This window comes from Pseudomonas sp. BN102, from assembly GCF_029871245.1.
Classification (GTDB): Bacteria; Pseudomonadota; Gammaproteobacteria; order Pseudomonadales; family Pseudomonadaceae; genus Metapseudomonas.
Genome location: NZ_SSON01000074.1, coordinates 38,867 through 60,097, shown reverse-complemented (window position 1 = coordinate 60,097; position 21,231 = coordinate 38,867). Strand labels below are relative to the sequence as shown.

The following is a 21,231-nucleotide window of genomic DNA, read 5'->3' as shown; positions in this document are numbered from 1 at the left end:
AGTGGCCTAGGACACCGCCCTTTCACGGCGGTAACAGGGGTTCGAGTCCCCTAGGGGACGCCAGTTTCAAAGTTGTACGCGGGAATAGCTCAGTTGGTAGAGCACGACCTTGCCAAGGTCGGGGTCGCGAGTTCGAGTCTCGTTTCCCGCTCCAAATAAAGATCTACAGGCATCCTCTGACGTCTGTAATTCCTTGAGAGAAGGGGCGAAAGCCCCTTTTTTCATGCCTTCGTTATTGCTGCGCATCTCTCGGCACGTACCCTGAAATCCCCTCAAAGAAGCCCGCACGTGGCACGATGATGCTTGCGTTCTACGCGTCAAACAATGCGCTTCGTGTCCCTCAGCCATATCCGCGCGGGCTACCGAGGACTGGTTCGGGATGGTGAGTATGTGCATCCAACGCCCCAATCCCCGCAATGGGCCGAGCGAGAGGTGATTGGGGGATGTACGAAGACAGGGGTCGTAGTCCATTCGGACGAGGCCAGGCTTTGCGGCTTTTCCTTAGTCTCGATCCACTCCCGGAGGGGCGGTGGAATGGCTATGAAAGCAACAACAAGTATCTGCCTGGCTGTGATCTTCTGCGCATTCGGCGCGGCCTGTTTCGCTCTGTTGGCACGCCCCGCGCCAACAGTGCTGGTGAGTAACGTCTACTGCAACGCCAGCTACTCCAGTTGCTCCATGCCCGTTTCCCCCCTTGCCAGGTTGCTGCCCTAGTCGGCTGGTGCCCTGAATGGTTTCGACCCGCCGACGTCCTGGCTCGGGTCGATCCGTCAGATCGGCGTCGCCACGGCCAACCTGGACCGGCTGATCGGTTTCTGGGAGTCCCGGGTCGGTTGTCGGGCTTCGCTCGATAGCTCCGTCATCGGCCGGAAACGGCTCTCTCTGGGACGCAAGAATCAATGTTTGTGCCGAGCCGGGAATTGGCGCCATGCCCTCGCTGGTGGCTCTTCTCCTACTGACATCACGTGCAAGGAATTGTCATGAGCAGTGCTTTCCTCGGTCCCATAGACCAGATCGGCTACCTCGTCGATGACCTGGAACAGGGCATCGGGCGCTGGCTGCAGCATTTCGGTGTCGGGCCATGGACCGTCTTTCGAAACGTCTCCCTGGAGGGGAATTATCGCGGTGAACCGGTGACGGTCACCATGGATGTCGGGCTTGGCTACCAGGGAGCTATCCAGGTCGAGTTGATTGAGGTGACCAATGCCGCGAAGTCGCCCTATCGGGACGAGCAAGGCCGTGTCCTTCATGGAATGCACCATGTCGCCTGGGTCGTCACCGACATAGACCAAGCGATAGCGCGTTTGACCGCCACCGGACTTCGAGTGGTTTTCAAGGCGAGCAACCCTGCGACTCGCGTTGCCTATCTCGAAAACGAAGCGGAGCCGGGGGTGTTCTACGAAGTCATCCAGGGCACCGGCATGCGCGAGCTGATCCAGCAGGGCATCCAGGCCGCCAGCACCTGGGATGGTTCCGACCCGATTCATGTCATTGATACAGCTGTGTGAGAGAACTGCATGTCGAAGCGATTGGAAGGTAAAGCAGCGTTGGTGCTGGGGGTCGCGCCTGGCAATATCGGCGAGGCCATCGCCCGGCGTTACGTCGAGCACGGGGCCCGGGTGTTGGTGTCGGGGCGCCGCCCCGACGCGCTGTCGGCCGTTGCCGATGCCCTTGGCGTCCCCTGGCGGGTTTGCGATATCACCTCACAGGCCGAGGTCGCGGATCTCGTTGCCCAGAGTGAGGAACGGCTCGGCAGGCTCGATATCGGTGTCAATGCGACTGGCTGGGGCCTCTTGAAGCCCTTTCTCGAGCACAGCCAGGAAGACCTGGACAGGATGAACGCCGTCCAGTTCACCGGGCCGTTCCAGTACTTCCAGGCGCTGCTGCGCCACATGCCCGAAGGCGGCTCGATCATCCAGATTTCGTCGGTGACCGCCAGCATCATGTTTGAAGACCATGCCGCCTACATGGGGACCAAGGCAGGCATCGACCATGTCATCCGTTGCATCGCCCACGAATTTGGCCAGCATGGTATCCGTGCCAACTCCATCGCCCCGGGTGGCGTGGCCGACGCGCCGATGTCGGGGGGTGGCCTGGCGCATCCCACCATCGCCGCCCTCTATCACCGCGAGATTCCGCTACAGCGTAGCGGCGTCGCCGCAGAGGTCGCCGACGCCGCGCTCTGGCTAGCGAGTGATGAGTCCAGCTTCGTCACCGGTCAGGTCATCCATGTCAGTGGTGGCCAGACACTGCGCCGCAACCCATCCCTTGCCGAGGTGTACGCTGCCGCCTCCGGGGCGCCCCAGGCCAGTTAGATGGGACAGTGGCCGGCAATGCCGGCCGCTCGCTCCCGTACATCCCGGTCCTGCTGCAAGCCGCCAAACAGCACGCAGCCACCTTCAAGCCCTACGCTCCGCCGGTGCCGATCCCGCTGCAAGTGCGACATTGGGCCCTCACAGTTGGCTTCATGACGTCAGGTGGAAACAGCCGGTACGAAATTCAACCTGCCTGTCTTCCATCGGTTGGCAGGACCGAGCCTGAAGCGTCGACGCTTCCTGGAAGTGGGTTGGCACGGCAATTCGAGACCGGCTGCTTTCCGGGAACCCTTGTATCAGTAACGAGGTAGCTGCGGGTCGCGGCGCATGAGGATCCCTTCCGTGCGTGCCTTGAGCGCCTCATCGAGCAGTTCCGGCTGGGGCAGCAGCCAGTAGCGTCCTTCGTTGATGCCGGCGAAGACTCGCTGGGCGAACTCGTCGGGAGACAAGCCGTTTTCCCGCAACATACCGCGCAGTTGCTCCACGAAGCCTCGGACCGCCGGTTGTTCGGGGGCATCGCCGAAGGGGTCGTCGAAGATGCCGCTCTGCACCGGGCCAGGCGCCAGCAGCGAGACACCAATCGGTGCATCGAGCATGCGCAATTCGCCATGCAGCGATTCGGTCAGCGCCACCACGGCGAACTTCGTTGCCGAGTACGGCGACATCAGCGGGCTTGGCAGGAATCCGCCTATCGAAGCCGTGTTCACGATATGGGATCGGCTGCCTTGCTTCAGCAGTCGGGGCACAAAGCTGCGGATACCGTTCAGCACGCCCTGGACGTTCACGGCGAAGCTGTGTTCGAAACGCTTTTGCGAGATTTCCCAGGTGAAGCCGGTCGCCATGACGCCCGCATTGTTGAACAGCAGGTCGACGCCGCCGAATCGCTCCCAGGCGCGCGCGGCCAACTGGTCGAGGGCTGCCGCGTCGGTGACGTCGGTGGGTACGGCAAGTACCTCGGTATCGAGGGATGCGCCAAGCGCTTCGAGTCGTTCCCTGTCGATATCGGCAAGCACCAGGCGCATGCCCAGTTCGGCTGCCCTGCGCGCGAGCCCGGCACCGATGCCGCTGGCTGCGCCGGTGATGACGGCTGTAGCGCCCTTTCGGCAGATGTGTTCGCTCATGACCAGATTCCTCCGTGGTGTGCAAGGTGGAGCGAAGGCAGTGGGCTTCATGAAGCCCGCCGATTCACCCCTGGCCCTATCCGCGCAATGGCCGAGTCGAGGGCTGCGTGAGGACGGGGCCATGGCGAACCCGCTCACGAGGCTATGCGGGCGATGGCGCGGTGTCATGGTCCGAAGCGACTAGTTGCTTTACTTGCGGTCCGTTCGATTCGACATCGGATCGGTCCGTCGCTTGGCGGGGTTGGGTGCGGTCAGATGGCGATCAAGGCGCAACTGATGGCTGCAGCCGGGCAGCCTTCTGGGGTAACCTCCCGCATCCGAATTGACCGAACCTGGTAATGCGTACGATGGGTTTTGAACAACTTGCTGAACTGAGGGAGCGTCTTCGCGCTCAGGCTGAACAATCTAAACCGTCCAAGCCGAAGCGCGCCGCGGCACAGAATCAGCGCCGCGAGCCGGTATCCCCGGAAGTGGAAATCATCTGGCGCCTGCAAAAGCATTTCCCCCTTGCGTTTCCGCGGAATCCGGCACCCAAGGTCCCGCTCAAGCAGGGCATTCTCGAAGACGCCCAGCAGCACCTCGATACCCTGGGCGTGACAGCGGAGCAGCTGAAGCAGGCCATTGGAGCCTGGTGCGAGGGTGGCCGCTACTGGGCCTGCCTGGTGGAGAACGCCGAACGGGTCGACCTGCAAGGCCAGGCCGCGGGCCAGGTGACGGCCGCGCAGGCGCTGTACGCGAAAAAGCTGGCCTCGCGCCGCGCACGGGGGCAGGCGCAGGAGCGGAAGGCCAAGCGCCCGCGGCCTGACGCGTCACAGGCGCCTGCAGAGGCTGCCGAGGTGGACCCGGCACCGACCGCAAGCCCCAACTGAAGTCAGCGTCGACCCGATGCGGGTGCGGTGCAAGGCCGCACCCCTTTGCGATCCGGCCGCTCGATGGTGCAAGCGTTGTCCGGTCAAGGCCGGCATTGGCAGAGGCTCTTGCTTCTCCGCCATCCGCCATGCCAATCGGAGTCGCAGCGCCATAGGGGCAGTTACTGATAGCTCATGGTGAAGGTCGCGTTTGCGTTGGCGCCGCCGCGTTTTCTCAGGCCAGGTCGCGCTGGTGATGCGGCGCGGCCTCGATGGTCCGTTCGGCCATTTCTTTTAGCTGTCGCATGGATTCTGTCGATTCGCTGTCGATCTTGCGACGCATCACCAGCAGGTTGGCCAGGCGCATGGCCCATCCGGAGAAACCGTACTCAAGGGTGCGGACGAAGCGGGTGCCGGTCGCCGTTTTCTCGCATTCGTAGCTCAGCAGCAGCTCCAGGCCGTGGGTGCCCCTGGCAAAGGCGCGCCAGCGGCGGCCGGGGGTGTACTCGGTCACGTCCCAGCTGAGATGGCCCGCACGGCCACCGGCGTGAATATCTTCCTCGAAGTGGCGGCCGGCCGGCAGCGGACCTGCGGGACCGTCCACCCGCAGGGAGGAGGGGTGCCACTCCGGCCAGCGGGTCGCGGTGCTGGCGTAGGCCAGGACCTGTTCCGGGCTGCGGGCGATTTCCACTTCGTGCTGCATGCGGGTCATGGAGCTCTCCTGTTCCAGGGGTTCCCAGTGCAGGCTGCCCTTGAGCCAGTCCATCAGCGGGAAGACCAGGTTGAAGTTGCGGGTTTGCATCAGGTCGCGGCGGTGGTGCAGTTCGTGGAGCCGGCGCATGTGGCGGACCCACGGCAGGCGCGAGATCGGGTGGTCGTCGGGCAGGTGCTCGCAGGCGTGGAACACCTCGTAGCTCAGGTAGCCGGCCAGCAGAGTAGCCGAGAAAAGCCCGGCGACATTGGCGTTGAGCTGGGACAACAGCCACCAGGCGGGAAACAGGCCGACACTGAAGAGGACGATCAGCCAGGCCGGGAACAGGATCACCCGCCAGTCCCTGGTCAATTCCCAGGTCATCTGGCCGGCGACGAAGAAGCTGTGGTGATCGCCGGTGTGGCGCTTGTAGAACATCGCTCCCAGGCGGGTCTTGTTGTGTCCGAAGTTCTTGTGGATCGAGTATTCGCCCCAGTTGAAGAACACCAGCGCCGCCGGCACCACCAGCCATTCCAAGGCGTTCACGTCGTCCAGGCTGCCGATGAAGAAGGCGAGGCAGGCCGCGCCGTAGAGCAGCACGAAGCCGCCGTGCAGCCAGACGTTGTAGAGCGGGTGGATGCCCGCGCGGTAACGCGTGCGAAAGGACTGGGTGTCGTGGCTCATCGCTGCTCCGGCAGTCTTGTTGACATACCTTCGAGTCTAGTGATGAATGCTTTATTCCGATAATGGATAGTCGAAATGAGCATTATTCATGAGCCTGAATTTGCGCTGTATCGACCTGAACCTGCTGTTGGTGTTCGATGCCCTGATGCAGGAACAGAACCTGTCGCGTGCCGCCATGCGCCTGCACATGAGCCAGCCGGCGGTGAGCAACGCCTTGGCGCGCCTGCGTAGCCAGCTGGGCGAGCCACTGTTCAAGCGTACCGCGCGCGGCATGTCGCCCACCGCCCATGCCCAGGTGCTCTACGGCCCGGTACGTCAGGCGCTGAACCTGCTGCAACTGGGGCTCGGTGCCCAGGAGGTGTTCGATCTGCAGGCCGAGCATTGCTTTCGCCTGTCGATGAACGACTACGCCCAGGCCATGCTCCTGCCGGCGTTGCTGGAGCGGCTGAAGGCCGAGGCGCCCAGGGTAGTGCTGGAGGTGCAGGACGACGATGCGCAATCCCTGATGTCGCGGCTGGCCGCCGGCGAACTCGACCTGGCCATCGACTACCTGTACTTCGACAACCCCGATCTCTGCTACCAGCCTTTCATGGAAGAGGAACTGGCGGTGATCGGCCGGGCCGGCCACCCGGCCTTCGCGGGCGGGCTCACCCGCGAGGGCTACCAGCGCAGCCAGCATGTGCTGGTCCTGCCGCGCGCCGGCCGTGGTTCGCCGCTGGAGATCGTCCTGGGCTCGGCGCGCATCCAGCGCCAGGCAGGCCTGCATGTTCCCCACTACCTGAGCATCCCGCCGATCGTGGCGCGCTCCGACCTGCTGGGCACCGTGCCGCGCCGGCTGGCCAGGTACTTCGCGGCCATCTATGCGTTGGAGGTGGCGCCGCTGCCGGTGGCGACGCCGCCCGTGCAGGTGAGCCTTATCTGGCACCGCCAACAGGAACTGGCCCCCGGCCTGCGCTGGCTGCGTGAGCGACTGGCGCAGCTCGGCACGGCACTTGCCGACGGCGATGCCTGAATGTCCTCGGCGGACGATGCCATCCTGCCGTTCGCGCAGGGTGGTTTCAGCAGGCAACCCGACGGGTGGTTCGGGCCGCTCTAGGCTCCCGGCGGTAGCGTTTTATTTGCCGGGGCTGCGGGAGATTACAGCGCGGTCAAATTCGTTAGCTAGCGAACGAAATTCGTTTGGGTCGGTCCTATTTTCCGGAATGGATCGTTGGTCTGCAGTCATTCGGCATCAGCTTGTGCTCCAGTCGCCAGCCGTTGATCGAGGAGGACTCCCGCTGATCTTTTCCGTTTCGCCTTTTTGTTGTCCGGAGTTCCAATATGAAATCTGTTATCGCCCTTGCTTCCGCCCTGACCATCGTCCTTTCGGCCAGTTCAGCCATGGCCTCAGGCGGCGGCGATCGTACGACGCAACGCTGGCAGGCCCGCCTGGTTCAGGTCCAGCTGAAAGAGCAGAAGCAGCAAGAGGCTGTGGCTGCAAAGCAGCGCGCAGAACAAGCCCGGCAGGGCTGACCCGAGGCGTTGGCCGGAGTCCTTCTTCAAGGCCCCCCACGCATTTCGCACCGCATGAAAAAGGCCCGCCCGGCTATGCCAGGCGGGCCTTTTCAGTTCTCGCCCTGGTACTTGCTGACGTCTGCCGCCAGGGCCGATAGGCAGCAGGAAGAGGGCGCAGATCAGAACTTGTAGTTCACGCTGCCAATGACGCTGCGTTCGTCGCCGTAGTAGCACCAGTAGCCGTCACAGGTGGACAGGTACTCCTTGTTGAATACGTTCTTCGCGTCCACCGTCACCGACAAGCCTTGCAGCGAGCTGTCCAGGCGACCCAGGTCGAAGTGCGCGGAGGCGTCGTAGACAGTGTAGGAGCCGGTGTGGCCGAGCCAGGTGTTGGCGGTGTTGCCGTAGCTGTCACCGACATAGCGCACGCCGCCGGCGACGCCGAAGCCGTCGAGCATGCCGCTGTGCCAGGTGTAGTCGGCCCAGGCAGTGGCCTGGTTGCGCGGTATCTGGGCCATGCGGTTGCCCTTGTCCGGCCCCTTCTGAATCTCGCTGTCGGTGTAGCTGTAGGAGGCCACCAGCTTGAGGTTCTCGGTGACGTCGGCGGTGGCTTCCAGTTCCAGGCCGCGTACTTCCAGCTCGCCGATCTGGCGGGTCACGCCGCCCTCGGTGACGCTGACGTTGGTCTGGGTCAGGTCATAGACGGCGGCGGTCAACATGGCGTCGGTGCCCGGCGGCTGGTATTTGACCCCTACCTCGTACTGTTTGCCTTCGGTGGGTTCGAAGGACAGGGTGCTGTCGACGTTGGCGCCCATGGCCGGCTGGAAGGACTCGGCGTAGGAGATGTAGGGGGTCACGCCGTTGTCGAACAGGTAGCTCAGGCCGACGTTGCCACTGAAGACCACGTCGCGCTGGGTGTTGGTGGCGTCGTTCTTGTTGTGGAAGGTGGTGCCGGTGTGCACCCAGTCCTCGCGGCCGCCGAGGGTCAGGCGCCAGTTGTCCAGGGCGATCTGGTCCTGGATGTAGAGGCCGGTCTGCTGGGTCTTCTGGTTGAAGTCCTGCATCGTGAAGTAGCTGACCCCGGACATGTCCGCGCCGTAGATTGGGTTGCTCACGTTGATCGGCGGCACGCCCATGCCGTAGAGCCAGCGGTAGTTGGTGTTGGCGCGCTGGTGGTCGAGGCCGAGCAGCAGGGTGTGGTCCAGTTCACCGGTGCTGAAGTTGGCCTGGAAGTTGTTGTCCACGGCGAACTGGCTGATGTCCTCGTCGACGATGCCGGACTCGCGGTTGACGTTGCCGTCGGCGTCAACGGTATTGAAGGTGGCCACGTTCACCGCCTGGAACTCCAGGTCGCTCTTGGTGTAGCGCAGGTTCTGGCGGAACTGCCAGACATCGTTGAAGCGGTGCTCGAAGGCGTAGCCGAGGGCGTAGTAGGTGCGGTCGTAGAAGTCCCAGTCCGGCTCGCCGAGGTTCTTGTGATGGGAGATCTCGCCGAAGGGCGAGTCGATCCTGGTGCCCTGCAGCGGCAGGAACTGGCCGGTGATGCCCGTGTCGTCGCGGGTGTACTGCGAGAGTAAGGTCAGGCGAGTGTCATCGTTGATGTTCCAGGTCAGGCTCGGCGCGATGTTGTAGCGCTTGTCCGGGATGTGGTCGATGGGCGAGTTGCTGTCGCGCGCGGTACCGCTGACGCGGTAGAGAAACTGGCCCTCGTCGTCGATCTTGCCGGTGCTGTCGAAGTTGATCTGCTTGTGTTCATTGCTGCCGGCTTGCAGCTCCACCTCGTTGGCCTGCTCGGCCTGCGGGCGGCGGCTGACCATGTCGAGCAGGCCGCCGGGCGGGGTCTGGCCATAGACGGACGAGGCCGGGCCACGCAGCACGGCGATGCGCTCGAGGTTCCAGGGCTCGATCTTCGGGTTGGCGAAGGAACCCACCGGCAGCGGCAGGCCATCGAGGAACTGGGTAGGCACGAAGCCGCGGACCTTGAGCCAGTCGGCGCGGGAGTCGGAGCCGTAGCCGCTGCTCATCACGCCGGCGGTATAGCGCAGTGAGTCGTTGAGGTTGAGAGTGGGGCGCGAATCCAGCTGTTCGCGGGTGATCACCGAGATGGAACGAGGGATCTCGATGATCGCGGTGTCGGTCTTGGTGCCGGCGGCGGTGCGGGTGGCGACCATGCCGGTGGTCGGGCCCCAGGCGGTTTCATAGCTGCGGTTGCCGTCGATGTTCACGTCCGGCAGGCTCATGGCTTCGTCGGCCACCGGGGCCAGGCTGAAGCTGTCGGCGCCGTTCTGCACCAGGCGCAGGTTGCTGCCCTGCAGGGCCTGTGACAGCGCTTGCAGCGGGCTGAGCTCGCCTTTCACGGCGGGCGCGGTCTTGCCGGCGGTCAAGGTCGGATCGATGCTCAGCGCGATGCCGGCATCGGCGGCGATGCGGTTCAGCGTGCTGGCCAGCGGGGCCGACGGCAGCTGGTAGCTTTCCGCCAGGACCTGGGTGGACAGGCCGCCGAGGGTGACGGCCAGCGCCAGCAAGGTATGGCGGAAAGGGGCGGAAACAGGGCGCATTTGGAAACATCTCCTAAGTGAGAAAAAGTCTCAATGCCCTATTGCCGAAGCAGAATCGAAAAGTGATAGGGGCGGCGGAGAATAATTTCCGGCGGGGTTGGGAGCGGGGCGTCAGCGGGGAAGGGTGGGGCGACGCAATGGCGCCGCCCCGACGGAAAATCAGTGTTTGCTGCCGTCTTCCGGCAGGGCCAGCAGCTGCTTTTCGCGGTTCCAGTCAAAGGGTTCGTCGTTCTGCTCGGCCTCGAAGCGGCGCTCGTCGAGGCGTTGGAAGAGGTCGATTTCCTCGTCGGGCATGAAGTGCAGGCAGTCGCCGCCGAAGAACCAGAGCAGGTCGCGCGGCACCAGGTGAGCAATCTGCGGGTAGCGATGGAAGACCTGGCTGATCAGGTCCTGGCCTAGGTACAGGCTGCGTTCCGGGTCGCGCGGCAGTTCGCTCATCAGCTCGTCGAAGCGTTCGACGAAGAGGGCGTGGTTTTCTTCCGGCACCTGTTCAGCCTCGCCCAGGGCGACCAGGATGCCGCGCAGGTGAGCGAGCAGGGCGAGGTGGTGGTCGAGGTAGGGATTGGCCATGGCGGATTTCCTGAAGCTGGATCGGGCGCGGGAGTATAAGGCCCTCGGCGCCCGCTGTCCTGCCCACGGGCTCAGCGGGTCTTGCCGCCGCTGAGTTCGAGGTCCGCCTTGGCGAAATCGTCGACGTCGATCACCTGGCGGCGCGCTGCCTCGGCCGCCTGCAGCTGCTGCGCTTCGCTGTCCTCTATTAGGCCAGTCGCCAGCGCAGCGGCAATCGCGGTCTCGCCCGGCGCGGGCCTGAGCTGGCCGGACTTGAGGGCCTGCCGCAACTTCTTCTGCGCAGCCTGGCTGGCGTTCGACAGTTCGATGGCCTGTTGCAATGCGCCTACCGGGTCGGCGGCGGACCGAGGTCGATAACAACCGGCGAGCAGTTCTTCCAGGGCCGGGTCGCCGCGGTCGCGGCCTATCACTCCGGCCACTTCGGCATCCAGCCGGTCCGATGGGCCAGGGTGGCGGCGGCCCAGCGGGAACACCAGCACCCGAAGCAGGCTGCTCATCAGGGCATTGGGGAAGTTATCGAGCAGTCCGTCGAGGGCCTGCTCGGCCTTCCCCAGGCTCTCTTCCAGGGCCCAGCGCAGCAGTGGCTGCAGGTGCTCGGGGTAGTCGCGGTCGTGGTAGCGCTTGAGCGCGGCCGAAGCCAGGTAGAGGTAGCTCAAGGCGTCACCGAGGCGCGCGGACAGGCGTTCGCGACGTTTCAGCTCGCCGCCGAGCAGCAGCATGCTGCTGTCGGCCAGCAGGGCAAAGCTCGCGGCGAGGCGGTTGAGGGCGCGGAAGTACGGGCGGCAGAGGTTGTCGCCGGGGGCGTCGCCGATGCGCCCGAGGCTGAGGCCGAGCAGCAGGCTGCTGGCGGCATTGCCCACGGCGAAACCGATATGGCGCAGCAGCAACTGGTCGAACTCCGCCAACGCCTGGTCGCGGTCCGCGCGGCCCGCCAGGGCCATTTCCTCGAGTACGAAGGGATGGCAGCGGATGGCGCCCTGGCCAAAGATCATCAGGTTGCGCGAGAGGATGTTGGCGCCTTCCACCGTGATCGGAATGGGCGCCCCCTGCCAGGCGCGCCCCAGGTAGTTGTTGGGGCCGAGGATGATGCCCTTGCCGCCATGCACGTCCATGGCGTGGCCGATGCATTCGCGGCCGCGCTCGGTGAGGTGGTACTTGAGGATGGCCGAAAGCACTGAGGGTTTCTCGCCGAGGTCCACGGCGCTGGCGGTGAGAATGCGCGCGCTGTCCATCAGCCAGGCGTTACCGGCGATGCGCGCCAGGGCTTCCTGGATGCCTTCGAAGGCAGCCAGGGGCACGTTGAACTGCTCGCGGATCTGGCAGTACTGGCCGGTCACCAGGCTGGTGAACTTGGCCGTGCCCGTGGCTGCCGCCGGCAGGGAAATGGAGCGGCCCACCGAGAGGCAGTTCATCAGCATCATCCAGCCCTTGCCGAGCATGGCCTGGCCGCCGATGACGAAGTCCAGGGGCACGAATACGTCCTTGCCCGAGTTGGGGCCATTCATGAACGCCGCGCCCAGGGGCAGGTGGCGCCGGCCAATCTCCACGCCGGGGGTGTCGGTGGGCACCAGGGCCAAGCTGATGCCGAGGTCTTCCTCGCCGCCCAGCAGATGCTCCGGGTCATGGGCCTTGAAGGCCAGACCGAGGAGGGTGGCCACCGGGCCGAGGGTGATGTAACGCTTCTCCCAGGTCAGGCGCAGACCCAGGACCTCCTGTCCCTGCCACTGACCTCGGCAGACGATGCCGATATCCGGCATGGCGCCGGCGTCGGAGCCGGCCAGTGGGCCGGTGAGTGCGAAGCAGGGGATGTCCTCGCCGCTGGCCAGGCGCGGCAGATAATGCTGGCGTTGCTGGTCGGTGCCGTAGTGCAGCAGCAGTTCTGCCGGGCCGAGGGAGTTCGGCACCATCACGGTGGACGCCAGGTCGGCGCTGCGGGTGGCCAGCTTCATCGCCACCTCGGAGTGGGCCAGGGCGGAGAAACCCTTGCCGCCGTACTCCCTGGGGATGATCAGGGCGAAGAAGCCGTGCCGCGTGATGTGCTCCCAGGCCTCGGCTGGCAGGTCCAGCTGCTGGCCGATCTGCCAGTCGCTGACCATGGCGCAGAGCTCTTCGGTGGGGCCGTCGAGGAAGGCCTGTTCCTCTTCCGTCAGCTGCGGCCGCGGGGAATCCAGCAGCTTGTGCCAGTCCGGGCGGCCGCTGAACAGCTCGCCATCCCACCAGACGGTGCCGGCTTCGATGGCGTCGCGCTCGGTCTCGGACATGGGCGGCAGCACCCGCTGGAACCAGGCGAACAGCGGGGCGGTGAGCCATTTGCGGCGCAGCTCCGACAACGCCAGGGGCAGGGCAACCGCCAGCCATGGCAGCCAGAGCAGAAGCAGCAGCCAGCCCGGTGCGCGGCTGAGTAGCCCCATCGCCAGCAGGAAGCCGGCCACTAGAGCCAGGGCGGGCAGGGGAGCGCTGCGGCGGTGGGCGAGATAGGCAACGCCCAAGGCCAGGGCGAGTAACCAGAGCAACAGCATGGTCGATCCTCCTTGAGGGCGGCGCGGGGCCGTCACGAGCTTAGTCGCCATCCGGAACCATGGCGACAGAAACGGCGAGCTTGGCCGGATCGTCGTTTCCCCGCCGGGAATGCCCTCTATAGACTGGGTCGATGCCCCGAGGAGGAACCCCCATGCAGTGCTACCTGGAACCCGGCCGCTTCGTTGATAGTGACCACCCCCTGGTGGTCGAGTTCGCCGAAAGGCACCGCGGCGCGAGCGCCGATCCTACTGATCAGGCTGTCTGCCTGTACCGCGCCGTGCGTGACGAGATCCGTTACAACCCTTATGTGTTCAGCCGCGATCCGCAGACCTTGAAAGCCAGCCACGCCCTGGCCGCCGGCGAGTCCTACTGCGTGCCCAAGGCGATCCTGCTGGCGGCCTGCGCGCGGCATGTCGGCATCCCCGCGCGCATTGGCCTGGCCGATGTGCGCAACCATCTGGCCACGCCCAGGCTGCTGGAGTTGCTGCGTAGCGAGGTGTTCGCCATGCACGGCTATACCGAGTTCCATCTCGACGGCCGCTGGGTCAAGGCCACCCCGGCCTTCAACCTCGCCTTGTGCCGGCTCTTCAATGTCCCGCCCCTGGAGTTCGACGGTCGCCACGACAGCGTCTTCCACCCCTTCAACCGCCAGGGTGAGCGCTACATGGAATACCTGGCGGACCACGGCCAGTTCGCCGACCTGCCGGAAGAGCTGTTCTTCGGGCACCTGGCAGTCGTTTACCCGCACCTGTTCGAGGAAGGCGCGGCCTTCCTCACCGGCGACCTGCATACCGAAGCTGGGAACAGGGCGTAGGGGCGGCATTTCCTGAGGGGCGAATTCATTCGCCAAGGGCTGCGGAGCTGCCCCGGAAAGGCCGCGGGGCGAACCTGCGGTTCGCTTGGCGATTGAAATCGCCCCCACAATGAGCGGTGCCTCCGTGCAGGCCATCCTGCGAACCTGCGCAGAAGATCTGGAGGATTCGGCATTCCGTCGCCGGGACCGCCGCCCTAGAATGGTGGCCCTGTTCATCTGGCCGAGGAGTGTCGTGATGCTGAAGATCTGGGGGCGAAGGAATTCCACCAATGTGCGCAAGGTGCTCTGGTGCGCCGAGGAAATCGGCATCGCCCGTGAGCAGCTGGACGCCGGCGGCGCCTTCGGCCTGGTCAATGAGGCCGCCTACCGGGCGCTCAATCCCAATGGCCTGGTGCCGATGATCGAGGACGATGGCCTGGTGCTCTGGGAGTCCAACGCCATCGTCCGTTACCTGGCCGCGCGCTACGCCGCCGGCAGCCTCTACCCCGAATCTCCGGTGGCGCGCGCCGAGGGCGACAAGTGGATGGACTGGGTCACTTCCAGCCTGGCCACGCCGTTCCGCGACCTGTTCTGGGGCACCCTGCGCACACCGCCGGCCGAACGCAACCAGGCGCTGATCGACGCCGCGCTGACCCGCTGCGGCGAGTTGCTGGCCATTCCCGACCGCGCCTTGGCCGAGCGGCCCTACCTGTCGGGCGCGAACTTCGCCATGGGCGACATCCCCTTGGGCTGTTTCGCCTATGCCTGGTTCGAGATGCCGATCCTGCGTCCCGAACTGCCGAATCTCGAAGCCTGGTATGAACGCCTGAAGGCGCGACCGGCCTACCGCAACGCGGTAATGACGGCGCTGACCTGAGCGGGTCGCGAGCCCCGGTTCGCCGATCCTTTCCATCGAACCTAGGCTGATGTGCAATGATCCGTAGTTGAATTTGCTGGCATTCAGCCTTATCTAGCCTCTTCCCCTTGAAGCAGACGAATCCGATATGACTTCCGCCCTGTCTATCCGGCAGTTGACCAAGACCTACGCCAATGGCTTCCAGGCCCTCAAGGGCATCGACCTGGAAGTGGCCGAAGGCGACTTCTTCGCATTGCTCGGGCCCAACGGCGCGGGCAAGTCCACCACCATCGGCATCCTGTCGACCCTGGTGAACAAGTCCAGCGGCACGGTCAACGTGTTCGGCAACGACCTGGACAAATCGCCCTATGCGCTCAAGCGCTGCCTCGGCGTGGTGCCCCAGGAGTTCAATTTCAACCAGTTCGAGAAGGTCTTCGACATAGTCGTGACCCAGGCGGGCTACTACGGTATTCCGGCGAAGATCGCCAAGGAGCGTGCCGAGCAGTACCTGACCCAGCTCGGCCTGTGGGAGAAGCGCGACTCGGCCTCCCGCGAGCTGTCCGGCGGCATGAAGCGCCGGCTGATGATCGCTCGCGCGCTGATCCACCAACCGCGCCTCCTGATCCTCGACGAGCCCACCGCGGGCGTCGACATCGAGCTGCGCCGCTCCATGTGGAGCTTCCTCACCGAGCTCAACCAGCAGGGCATCACTATCATCCTGACCACCCACTACCTGGAAGAGGCCGAGCAGCTCTGCCGCCACATCGGCATCATCGACCACGGGCGGATCATCGAGCACACCAGCATGAAAGAGCTGCTGAAGAAGCTCCATGTGGAGACCTTCCTGCTCGACCTCAAGGAGTCCCTGGAAGTGGTGCCGCAGCTCAATGGCTACCCGGCGCACCTGGTGGACCACCACACCCTGGAGGTGCAGGTGGAGAAGACCCAGGGCATGACCGAGCTGTTCCGCCAGTTGGCGGCGCTGAACATCGACGTGCTGAGCATGCGTAACAAGTCCAATCGCCTCGAGGAGCTGTTCGTGTCACTGGTGGAGAAAAACCTGGCGAAGGTGGCCCTATGAGTTCGGAACTGAGCGCCAACCTGGTCGCCCTGAATACCATCGTCTATCGCGAAGTCCGTCGTTTCACCCGTATCTGGCCGCAGACCCTGCTGCCCCCGGCCATCACCATGGCCCTGTACTTCGTCATCTTCGGCAACCTGATCGGACGGCAGATCGGCGAGATGGGCGGCTTCAGCTACATGGACTACATCGTCCCCGGGCTGATCATGATGTCGGTCATCACCAACTCCTACAGCAACGTGGTCTCCAGCTTCTTCGGCAGCAAGTTCCAGCGTTCGGTGGAGGAGCTGCTGGTGTCACCGGTGTCGCCGCACACCATCCTCCTCGGCTACACCATCGGCGGCGTGCTGCGCGGGCTGGCGGTGGGGGTGATCGTCACCTTCCTGTCGCTGTTCTTCACCAAACTCTCGGTGCACCACATCGGGGTGACGGCGCTGGTGGTGCTGCTGACCGCCACCATCTTCTCCCTGGGTGGCTTCATCAACGCCGTCTACGCGCGCAACTTCGACGACATCTCGATCATCCCGACCTTCGTGCTGACCCCGCTGACCTACCTGGGTGGCGTGTTCTACTCGATCAACCTGCTGCCGCCGTTCTGGCAGACGGTGTCCCTGGGCAACCCGATCCTGCACATGGTCAACGCCTTCCGTTATGGCATCCTCGGCGTTTCCGACATCAATATCGGCGTCGCCATCGCCCTGATGCTGCTGACCATGGCCGTTCTCTACGTCGCCTGCATCCACCTGCTGGTGAGCGGGCGCGGCATGCGTCAGTAAGGCGAAACAAAGCGACACAGAGTGGCATTATCTTCTGGATGCCGCTGATCGAAGTCTGCCGATACAGTCGGCAGACTTCCTTGCCCCCTAGCGTCAGTCTCAGAGGCTTCAAATGAAGGTCCGTCGCAGTGCTTGGCTGTTGCTCGGGACGATCGCCGCCGTTTCCGCCCTGGCCCAGGAGGCGCCCCTGGTGGAAGTGGCCGAGCCGCAGCGGGCATTGGTGCGCGACGAACTGGTGACCTTCGGTTCGCTGCGCTCCGACGAGTCGGTGATGATCCGCCCGGAGATCGAAGGGCGGGTGGCAGCCCTGCATTTCCGCGAAGGGGAGCAGGTCAAGGGTGGCACGCTGCTGGTCAGCCTGGATGACGCCATCGCCCGCGCCGAGCTGGCCCAGGCCCGCGCCAACCTGGACCTTGCGGAAAAGAGCTACCAGCGCGCGAAGATGCTGTTCAGCCGTGGCGCCAGCAATGCCCAGGCCCAGGACGAATCCATGTCCCAGGAGCAGGCCGCCCGCGCCAGCCTGGCCCTGGCCCAGGCGCGCCTGGACAAGACGCAGATCCGCGCGCCCTACAATGGCACCCTCGGCCTGCGCCAGGTGAGCGTCGGCGACTACCTGAGCGCCGGCCAGGACATGGTCAACCTGGAGGTGCTGGACCCGCTCAAGCTCGACTTCCGAATCCCGCAGAAGGCGGTCAGCCAGGTGAATCTCGGCCAGACGGTGGAGATCAGCCTGGATGCCTATCCGGGCGAACGCTTCCGCGGCGAGATCATCGCCCTCAACCCGCGCCTTGACGAAGTCGGCCGCAGCCAGGCGATCCGTGCGCAGATTCGCAACGAAGACCATCGCCTCAAGCCCGGCCAGTTCGTCAAGGTCTCGGTGATCCTCGCCGAGCGCCCAGAGGCCTTGCTGATCCCCGAGGAGGCGGTGATGCCTGTGGGGCAGCAGCTGTTCGTCAACCTGGTGGTGGACGGCAAGGTGGAGCGGCGACAGATCAAGATCGGCCAGCGCCTGCGCGGCAAGGCCGAGGTACGCGAAGGCCTGCAGGGCAATGAGCAGGTCATCACCGCGGGCTGGCAGAAGGTCAGCCCCGGGCTGGAGGTCCGCACCGTAGCGCGAGGTGGGGTATGACCCTCTCAGATGTGTGCATCCGCAGGCCGGTGTTCGCCACCGTCCTGTCGCTGATTCTGGTCCTGCTCGGGCTGCTGGCCTACCAGCGGCTGGCGGTGCGGGAATACCCCAACATCGATGTGCCGATCGTCACGGTCAACATCATCTACCCCGGCGCCAGCCCCGAGATCATGGAGTCCCAGGTAGCGCAGCCCATCGAGGACGTGCTCTCGGGCATCGAGGGCCTGGACTTCGTCGCCTCCATCAGCCGCTCGGAAAACACCCAGATCACCGCCCAGTTCCGCCTCGGCACCAATGCCGACGAGGCGGCCAACGATGTGCGCGACCGCCTGGGCCGGGTGCGCGGCCTGCTGCCGGACGAGATCAACGAACCCATAGTGCAGAAGGTCGAGGCCGACGCCCAGCCGGTGATCTGGATTGCCTTCTACAGCGAGCAGCACTCGGCGATGGAGATCACCGACGTGCTGGAGCGGGTGGTGCGCGACCGCCTGCAGACCATTCCCGGCGTGTCCGAAGTGCAGATCCGCGGCGCCCGGCGCTTCGCCATGCGCATCTGGCTGGACCCGGAAAAGCTCGCCGCCCATGACCTCACCGTGCAGGACGTGGAGGACGCCCTGCGCCGGCAGAACGTGGAGATTCCCGCCGGACGCATCGAGTCGGTGCAGCGCGAGTTCAGCGTGCTCTCGGAAACCGACCTGCGCACCCCCGAGGAATTCAACGACCTGATCCTCAACGACCAGCGCGGCTACCTGTTGCGCCTGGCCGACGTCGGCCATGCCGAGATAGGCGCGGCGGACGTGCGCAGCATCGTGCGCTTCAACGGCCGCTCGGCGGTGTCCCTCGGCCTGGTGCGCCAGGCCACGGCCAACCCGCTGGAGATCTCCGATGGGCTGAACGCCGCGCTACCGGAAGTCCGCGCGCTCCTGCCGGACGGCATGAAGATGGACATCGCCAACGACAACTCACTGTTCATCCGCGAGTCCATCGACAACGTCTACACCACGATCTGGGAAGCAGTGGGGCTGGTGATCCTGATCATCTTCCTGTTCCTGCGCTCCCTGCGCGCCACCCTGATTCCCCTGGTGACCATTCCGGTGTCGCTGATCGGCGCCTTCAGCCTGATGGTGCTGCTGGGCTTCTCCATCAACACCTTGACCCTGCTGGCCATGGTGCTCGCCATCGGCCTGGTGGTGGACGACGCCATCGTGGTGCTGGAGAACATCCACCGGCATATCGAGGAAGGCATGTCGCCGCTGCAGGCGGCCTACAAGGGCAGCCGCGAGATCGCTTTCGCGGTGATCGCCATGACCCTGACCCTGGCCGCCGTCTATGCCCCCATCGGTTTCATGCAGGGCACCTCGGGCAAGCTCTTCACCGAATTCTCCTGGACCCTGGCCGGCGCGGTGCTGGTGTCCGGCTTCGTCGCCCTGACCCTGTCGCCGATGATGTGCGGGCAACTGCTCAAGCCTTATGCGCCCCAGCAGCACGGCAAGCTGTACAACCTCGTGGAGAGCTTCCTCCACGGCCTGACCTACGGCTATCGCCACTTGCTGGAGCGGGTGCTGCATGCCTGGGTGCTGATCATCGGCGTGCTGGTGGCCATCCTGGTCCTGTGCCTGGTGATGTTCAGCGGCCTGCGCAGCGAACTGGCGCCCACCGAGGACACCGGCACCATAGTCGGCTCCATCAATGGTCCCGACGGCGCCACCATCGAGTACACCAGTCGCTACGCGAAGATGCTGGAAGACGCCTACCGCTCGATCCCGGAAACCCACCGCTACATGGTGGTGGTGGGCTTCCCCACGGTGGCCCAGGGTCTGTCGTTCATGAAGCTGGAGCCTTGGGACTCCCGTGACCGCACCCAGTTCGAGATCCGTGACGAGTTGCTGCCCAAGCTGCGCGACATCCCCGGCGTGCGCGCCTTCCCGATCAACCGGCCACCCCTGGGGCAGAGCGCGCGCAACCAGCCGGTGAACTTCGTGGTCCGCTCCTCCCTGGAGTACAGCGAGCTGCAGAAGTACGTCGACCAACTGATGGAGCGGGTGCGCGACTACCCGGGGCTGGAAAGCCTGGACAGCGACCTCAAGCTCAACTCGCCGCAGCTCAAGGTCACGGTCAACCGCGAGCAGGCGGTGGCGGTGGGCACGGACGTCGCCGCCATCGGCCGCAGCCTGGAAAGCCTGTTCGGCAGCCGCCAGGTGACCCGCTTCAAGCAGAACGGCGAGCAGTACGACGTGCTGGTGCAGCTGGCCAACGTCGACCGCAGCAACCCGGAAGACCTCAACCGCGTCTACGTGCGCGGGCGCAACGACAGCATGGTGCAACTGGCCAACCTGATCGAGATTCGCGAGACCGTGGCGCCCCGCGAGCTGAACCACTTCAACCAGCTACGCGCGGTGACCGTCACCGCCAACGTCGGCTCCGGCTACACCCTGGGCGAGGCACTGGACCATCTGGAAGAAGCGGCGCGGGCCATATTCCCCCCTGATACCCAGTTCGACTACACCGGCACCTCAAGGGACTTCAAGGACGCGAGTACAGGCGTGGCGCTGATCTTCGCCCTGGCCCTGGTGTTCATCTACCTGGTGCTGGCGGCGCAGTTCGAAAGCTTCATCGACCCGCTGATCATCCTCTTCAGCGTGCCCCTGTCCATGGCCGGCGCGCTGCTGGCCCTGACCTTTTTCGGCGGCACCCTGAACATCTACTCCCAGGTGGGCATGGTCACGCTGATCGGGCTGATCACCAAGCATGGCATCCTCATCGTCGAGTTCGCCAACCAGCTGCTGCGCCAGGGCATGGAGCTGCACGAAGCGGTGCTGGAGGCCTCGGTGAAGCGCCTGCGGCCGATCCTCATGACCACCGGCGCCATGGTGCTGGGCTCGGTGCCCCTGGCCATCGCCAGCGGCGCCGGCGGCGAGAGTCGGCAGCAGATCGGCATGGTGATTGTCGGCGGGCTGCTGGTGGGCACCTTCTTCACCCTCTTCGTGGTGCCGACCCTCTACCAGCAGCTGCGCCGCTGGCGGCCGATCCACAAGCTGGAAGCAGCGCCGGCCTGAGCCCTGGCGTAGGGCCTTTCCTGTAGGGGCGAATTCATTCGCCAAGGGCGGCGAAGCTGCCCCCGACACCTCCGGCAGGCAGACCTTCGGTCTGCTTGGCGATTGAAATCGCCCCTACAACAGCCAATTCCCCCTTCTCACAACCGCTGAAAGAACTTCGGATAGCGGTTCACCAGCCCATCCTCGTCCAGGGTCAGTACCGCCTCGAAGCCACTGCCATCGAGGTTCTGGTAGAGGTAATGGCCATGGTCCAGGCGGGTGTAGGCCTGACGCATGCGCCGAACCGTCAGCTGCGGCGCCTCGACGAACACCACCTCTATCTCACGGCGCTCGCCGGGATTGAGGAACAGCCGCCAGATGCTCGGGCTGTTGGTGAAGGGGGTGGGCCAGAGATCCAGGTCGAGGCTGCCGGACAGCTCCGGCAGCTTGCGGCCGTCGCCGTCGAACCAGTGCAGGCCGTCGCGGCGCAGGACCAGGCTGCGGCTGCCGCGCGCGTCGCGCACCGTGGCATTGAATGCCCGCGGTTCCCAGCCTTTCTCGTATTCCAGGATGTAGTTCAGGCGGTAGCACTTGCCGTCGTCGTCGAACGCCAGCATGCCGCTGTCCACCCGACGCCCCTCCAGGCGGAAGTCCTCGAGGCCCTGGGTGGGCGCCCGCGTGTTCCACAGGTGGGTCCAGAGAGCGGTGGTTCTCATCGGTTCAAGCCTCGTGGCGCTCGAGTGCGCGCAAGTCCTGGGAC

General features: G+C 64.8%; 17 protein-coding genes and 1 tRNA gene. 12 read left to right on the top strand and 6 right to left on the bottom strand.

Features of this window, described 5'->3' with window-relative positions; translation table 11 throughout:
- Positions 1 to 78: 78 nt before the first annotated feature.
- From E8F12_RS21220 to E8F12_RS21210, 3 genes are all read left to right on the top strand, one after another.
- Positions 79 to 154 (top strand) — tRNA-Gly (locus E8F12_RS21220).
- A gap of 826 nt (positions 155 to 980) precedes the next feature.
- Complete coding sequence (locus E8F12_RS21215; protein ID WP_280327161.1) at positions 981 to 1,508, top strand: VOC family protein; 528 nt, start codon at positions 981 to 983, stop codon at positions 1,506 to 1,508.
- A 9-nt stretch (positions 1,509 to 1,517) separates the two neighbouring features.
- On the top strand, positions 1,518 to 2,315 hold the full coding sequence (locus tag E8F12_RS21210) for an SDR family oxidoreductase (protein ID WP_280327160.1): 798 nt from the start codon (positions 1,518 to 1,520) through the stop codon (positions 2,313 to 2,315).
- Positions 2,316 to 2,611: 296 nt separating this feature from the next.
- Here E8F12_RS21210 and E8F12_RS21205 read toward each other — a convergent pair whose 3' ends face one another.
- Positions 2,612 to 3,436, bottom strand: a complete 825-nt coding sequence (locus E8F12_RS21205) for an SDR family NAD(P)-dependent oxidoreductase (protein WP_280327159.1) — start codon at positions 3,434 to 3,436, stop codon at positions 2,612 to 2,614.
- 347 nt (positions 3,437 to 3,783) lie between these two features.
- Between E8F12_RS21205 and E8F12_RS21200 the strand changes: the two genes are divergently transcribed.
- A complete protein-coding gene (locus E8F12_RS21200) occupies positions 3,784 to 4,305 on the top strand; it encodes a ProQ/FINO family protein (protein ID WP_280327162.1) in 522 nt (173 codons plus the stop codon).
- Positions 4,306 to 4,519: 214 nt separating this feature from the next.
- Here the strand turns inward: E8F12_RS21200 and E8F12_RS21195 are convergent, their stop codons facing one another.
- Positions 4,520 to 5,659, bottom strand: a complete 1,140-nt coding sequence (locus E8F12_RS21195; RefSeq protein ID WP_280327158.1) for an SRPBCC family protein — start codon at positions 5,657 to 5,659, stop codon at positions 4,520 to 4,522.
- A gap of 88 nt (positions 5,660 to 5,747) precedes the next feature.
- Here E8F12_RS21195 and E8F12_RS21190 point away from each other — a divergent pair, with 88 nt between their 5' ends.
- Positions 5,748 to 6,671 carry a LysR family transcriptional regulator gene (locus tag E8F12_RS21190; RefSeq protein WP_280327157.1) on the top strand — a complete coding sequence of 308 codons (924 nt, stop codon included), beginning with the start codon at positions 5,748 to 5,750 and terminating at the stop codon, positions 6,669 to 6,671.
- A 308-nt stretch (positions 6,672 to 6,979) separates the two neighbouring features.
- On the top strand, positions 6,980 to 7,171 hold the full coding sequence (locus E8F12_RS21185; protein ID WP_280327156.1) for a hypothetical protein: 192 nt from the start codon (positions 6,980 to 6,982) through the stop codon (positions 7,169 to 7,171).
- Positions 7,172 to 7,332: 161 nt separating this feature from the next.
- Here E8F12_RS21185 and E8F12_RS21180 read toward each other — a convergent pair whose 3' ends face one another.
- The 3 genes from E8F12_RS21180 to E8F12_RS21170 all read right to left on the bottom strand — a co-directional run bounded on the left by E8F12_RS21180 (position 7,333) and on the right by E8F12_RS21170 (position 12,800).
- Positions 7,333 to 9,711 carry a TonB-dependent siderophore receptor gene (locus E8F12_RS21180; RefSeq protein WP_280327155.1) on the bottom strand — a complete coding sequence of 793 codons (2,379 nt, stop codon included), beginning with the start codon at positions 9,709 to 9,711 and terminating at the stop codon, positions 7,333 to 7,335.
- 159 nt (positions 9,712 to 9,870) lie between these two features.
- Entirely contained in the window at positions 9,871 to 10,281 is a 411-nt protein-coding gene (locus E8F12_RS21175) for a PA2817 family protein (RefSeq protein ID WP_280327154.1), read from the bottom strand.
- 71 nt (positions 10,282 to 10,352) lie between these two features.
- Positions 10,353 to 12,800 carry an acyl-CoA dehydrogenase gene (locus E8F12_RS21170; RefSeq protein WP_280327153.1) on the bottom strand — a complete coding sequence of 816 codons (2,448 nt, stop codon included), beginning with the start codon at positions 12,798 to 12,800 and terminating at the stop codon, positions 10,353 to 10,355.
- 152 nt (positions 12,801 to 12,952) lie between these two features.
- Here E8F12_RS21170 and E8F12_RS21165 point away from each other — a divergent pair, with 152 nt between their 5' ends.
- From E8F12_RS21165 to E8F12_RS21140, 6 genes are all read left to right on the top strand, one after another.
- Positions 12,953 to 13,615, top strand: a complete 663-nt coding sequence (locus E8F12_RS21165; RefSeq protein ID WP_280327152.1) for a transglutaminase family protein — start codon at positions 12,953 to 12,955, stop codon at positions 13,613 to 13,615.
- 235 nt (positions 13,616 to 13,850) lie between these two features.
- Entirely contained in the window at positions 13,851 to 14,471 is a 621-nt protein-coding gene (locus E8F12_RS21160; RefSeq protein WP_280327151.1) for a glutathione S-transferase, read from the top strand.
- 127 nt (positions 14,472 to 14,598) lie between these two features.
- Complete coding sequence (locus E8F12_RS21155; protein ID WP_280327150.1) at positions 14,599 to 15,531, top strand: ABC transporter ATP-binding protein; 933 nt, start codon at positions 14,599 to 14,601, stop codon at positions 15,529 to 15,531.
- Positions 15,528 to 16,307: an ABC transporter permease gene (locus tag E8F12_RS21150; RefSeq protein ID WP_280291847.1), complete on the top strand. Its 780-nt coding sequence runs from the start codon at positions 15,528 to 15,530 to the stop codon at positions 16,305 to 16,307. Before E8F12_RS21155 ends, E8F12_RS21150 begins: the two co-directional genes overlap by 4 nt.
- A gap of 112 nt (positions 16,308 to 16,419) precedes the next feature.
- Positions 16,420 to 17,436 (top strand): efflux RND transporter periplasmic adaptor subunit, encoded by a 1,017-nt coding sequence (locus E8F12_RS21145; RefSeq protein ID WP_280327149.1) that lies wholly within the window; start codon positions 16,420 to 16,422, stop codon positions 17,434 to 17,436.
- A complete protein-coding gene (locus E8F12_RS21140; RefSeq protein WP_280327148.1) occupies positions 17,433 to 20,492 on the top strand; it encodes an efflux RND transporter permease subunit in 3,060 nt (1,019 codons plus the stop codon). The genes E8F12_RS21145 and E8F12_RS21140 overlap by 4 nt, the downstream gene beginning before the upstream one ends.
- Positions 20,493 to 20,629: 137 nt before the next feature.
- Here E8F12_RS21140 and E8F12_RS21135 read toward each other — a convergent pair whose 3' ends face one another.
- Positions 20,630 to 21,187 carry a putative glycolipid-binding domain-containing protein gene (locus tag E8F12_RS21135; RefSeq protein WP_280327147.1) on the bottom strand — a complete coding sequence of 186 codons (558 nt, stop codon included), beginning with the start codon at positions 21,185 to 21,187 and terminating at the stop codon, positions 20,630 to 20,632.
- Positions 21,188 to 21,231 lie beyond the last annotated feature (44 nt).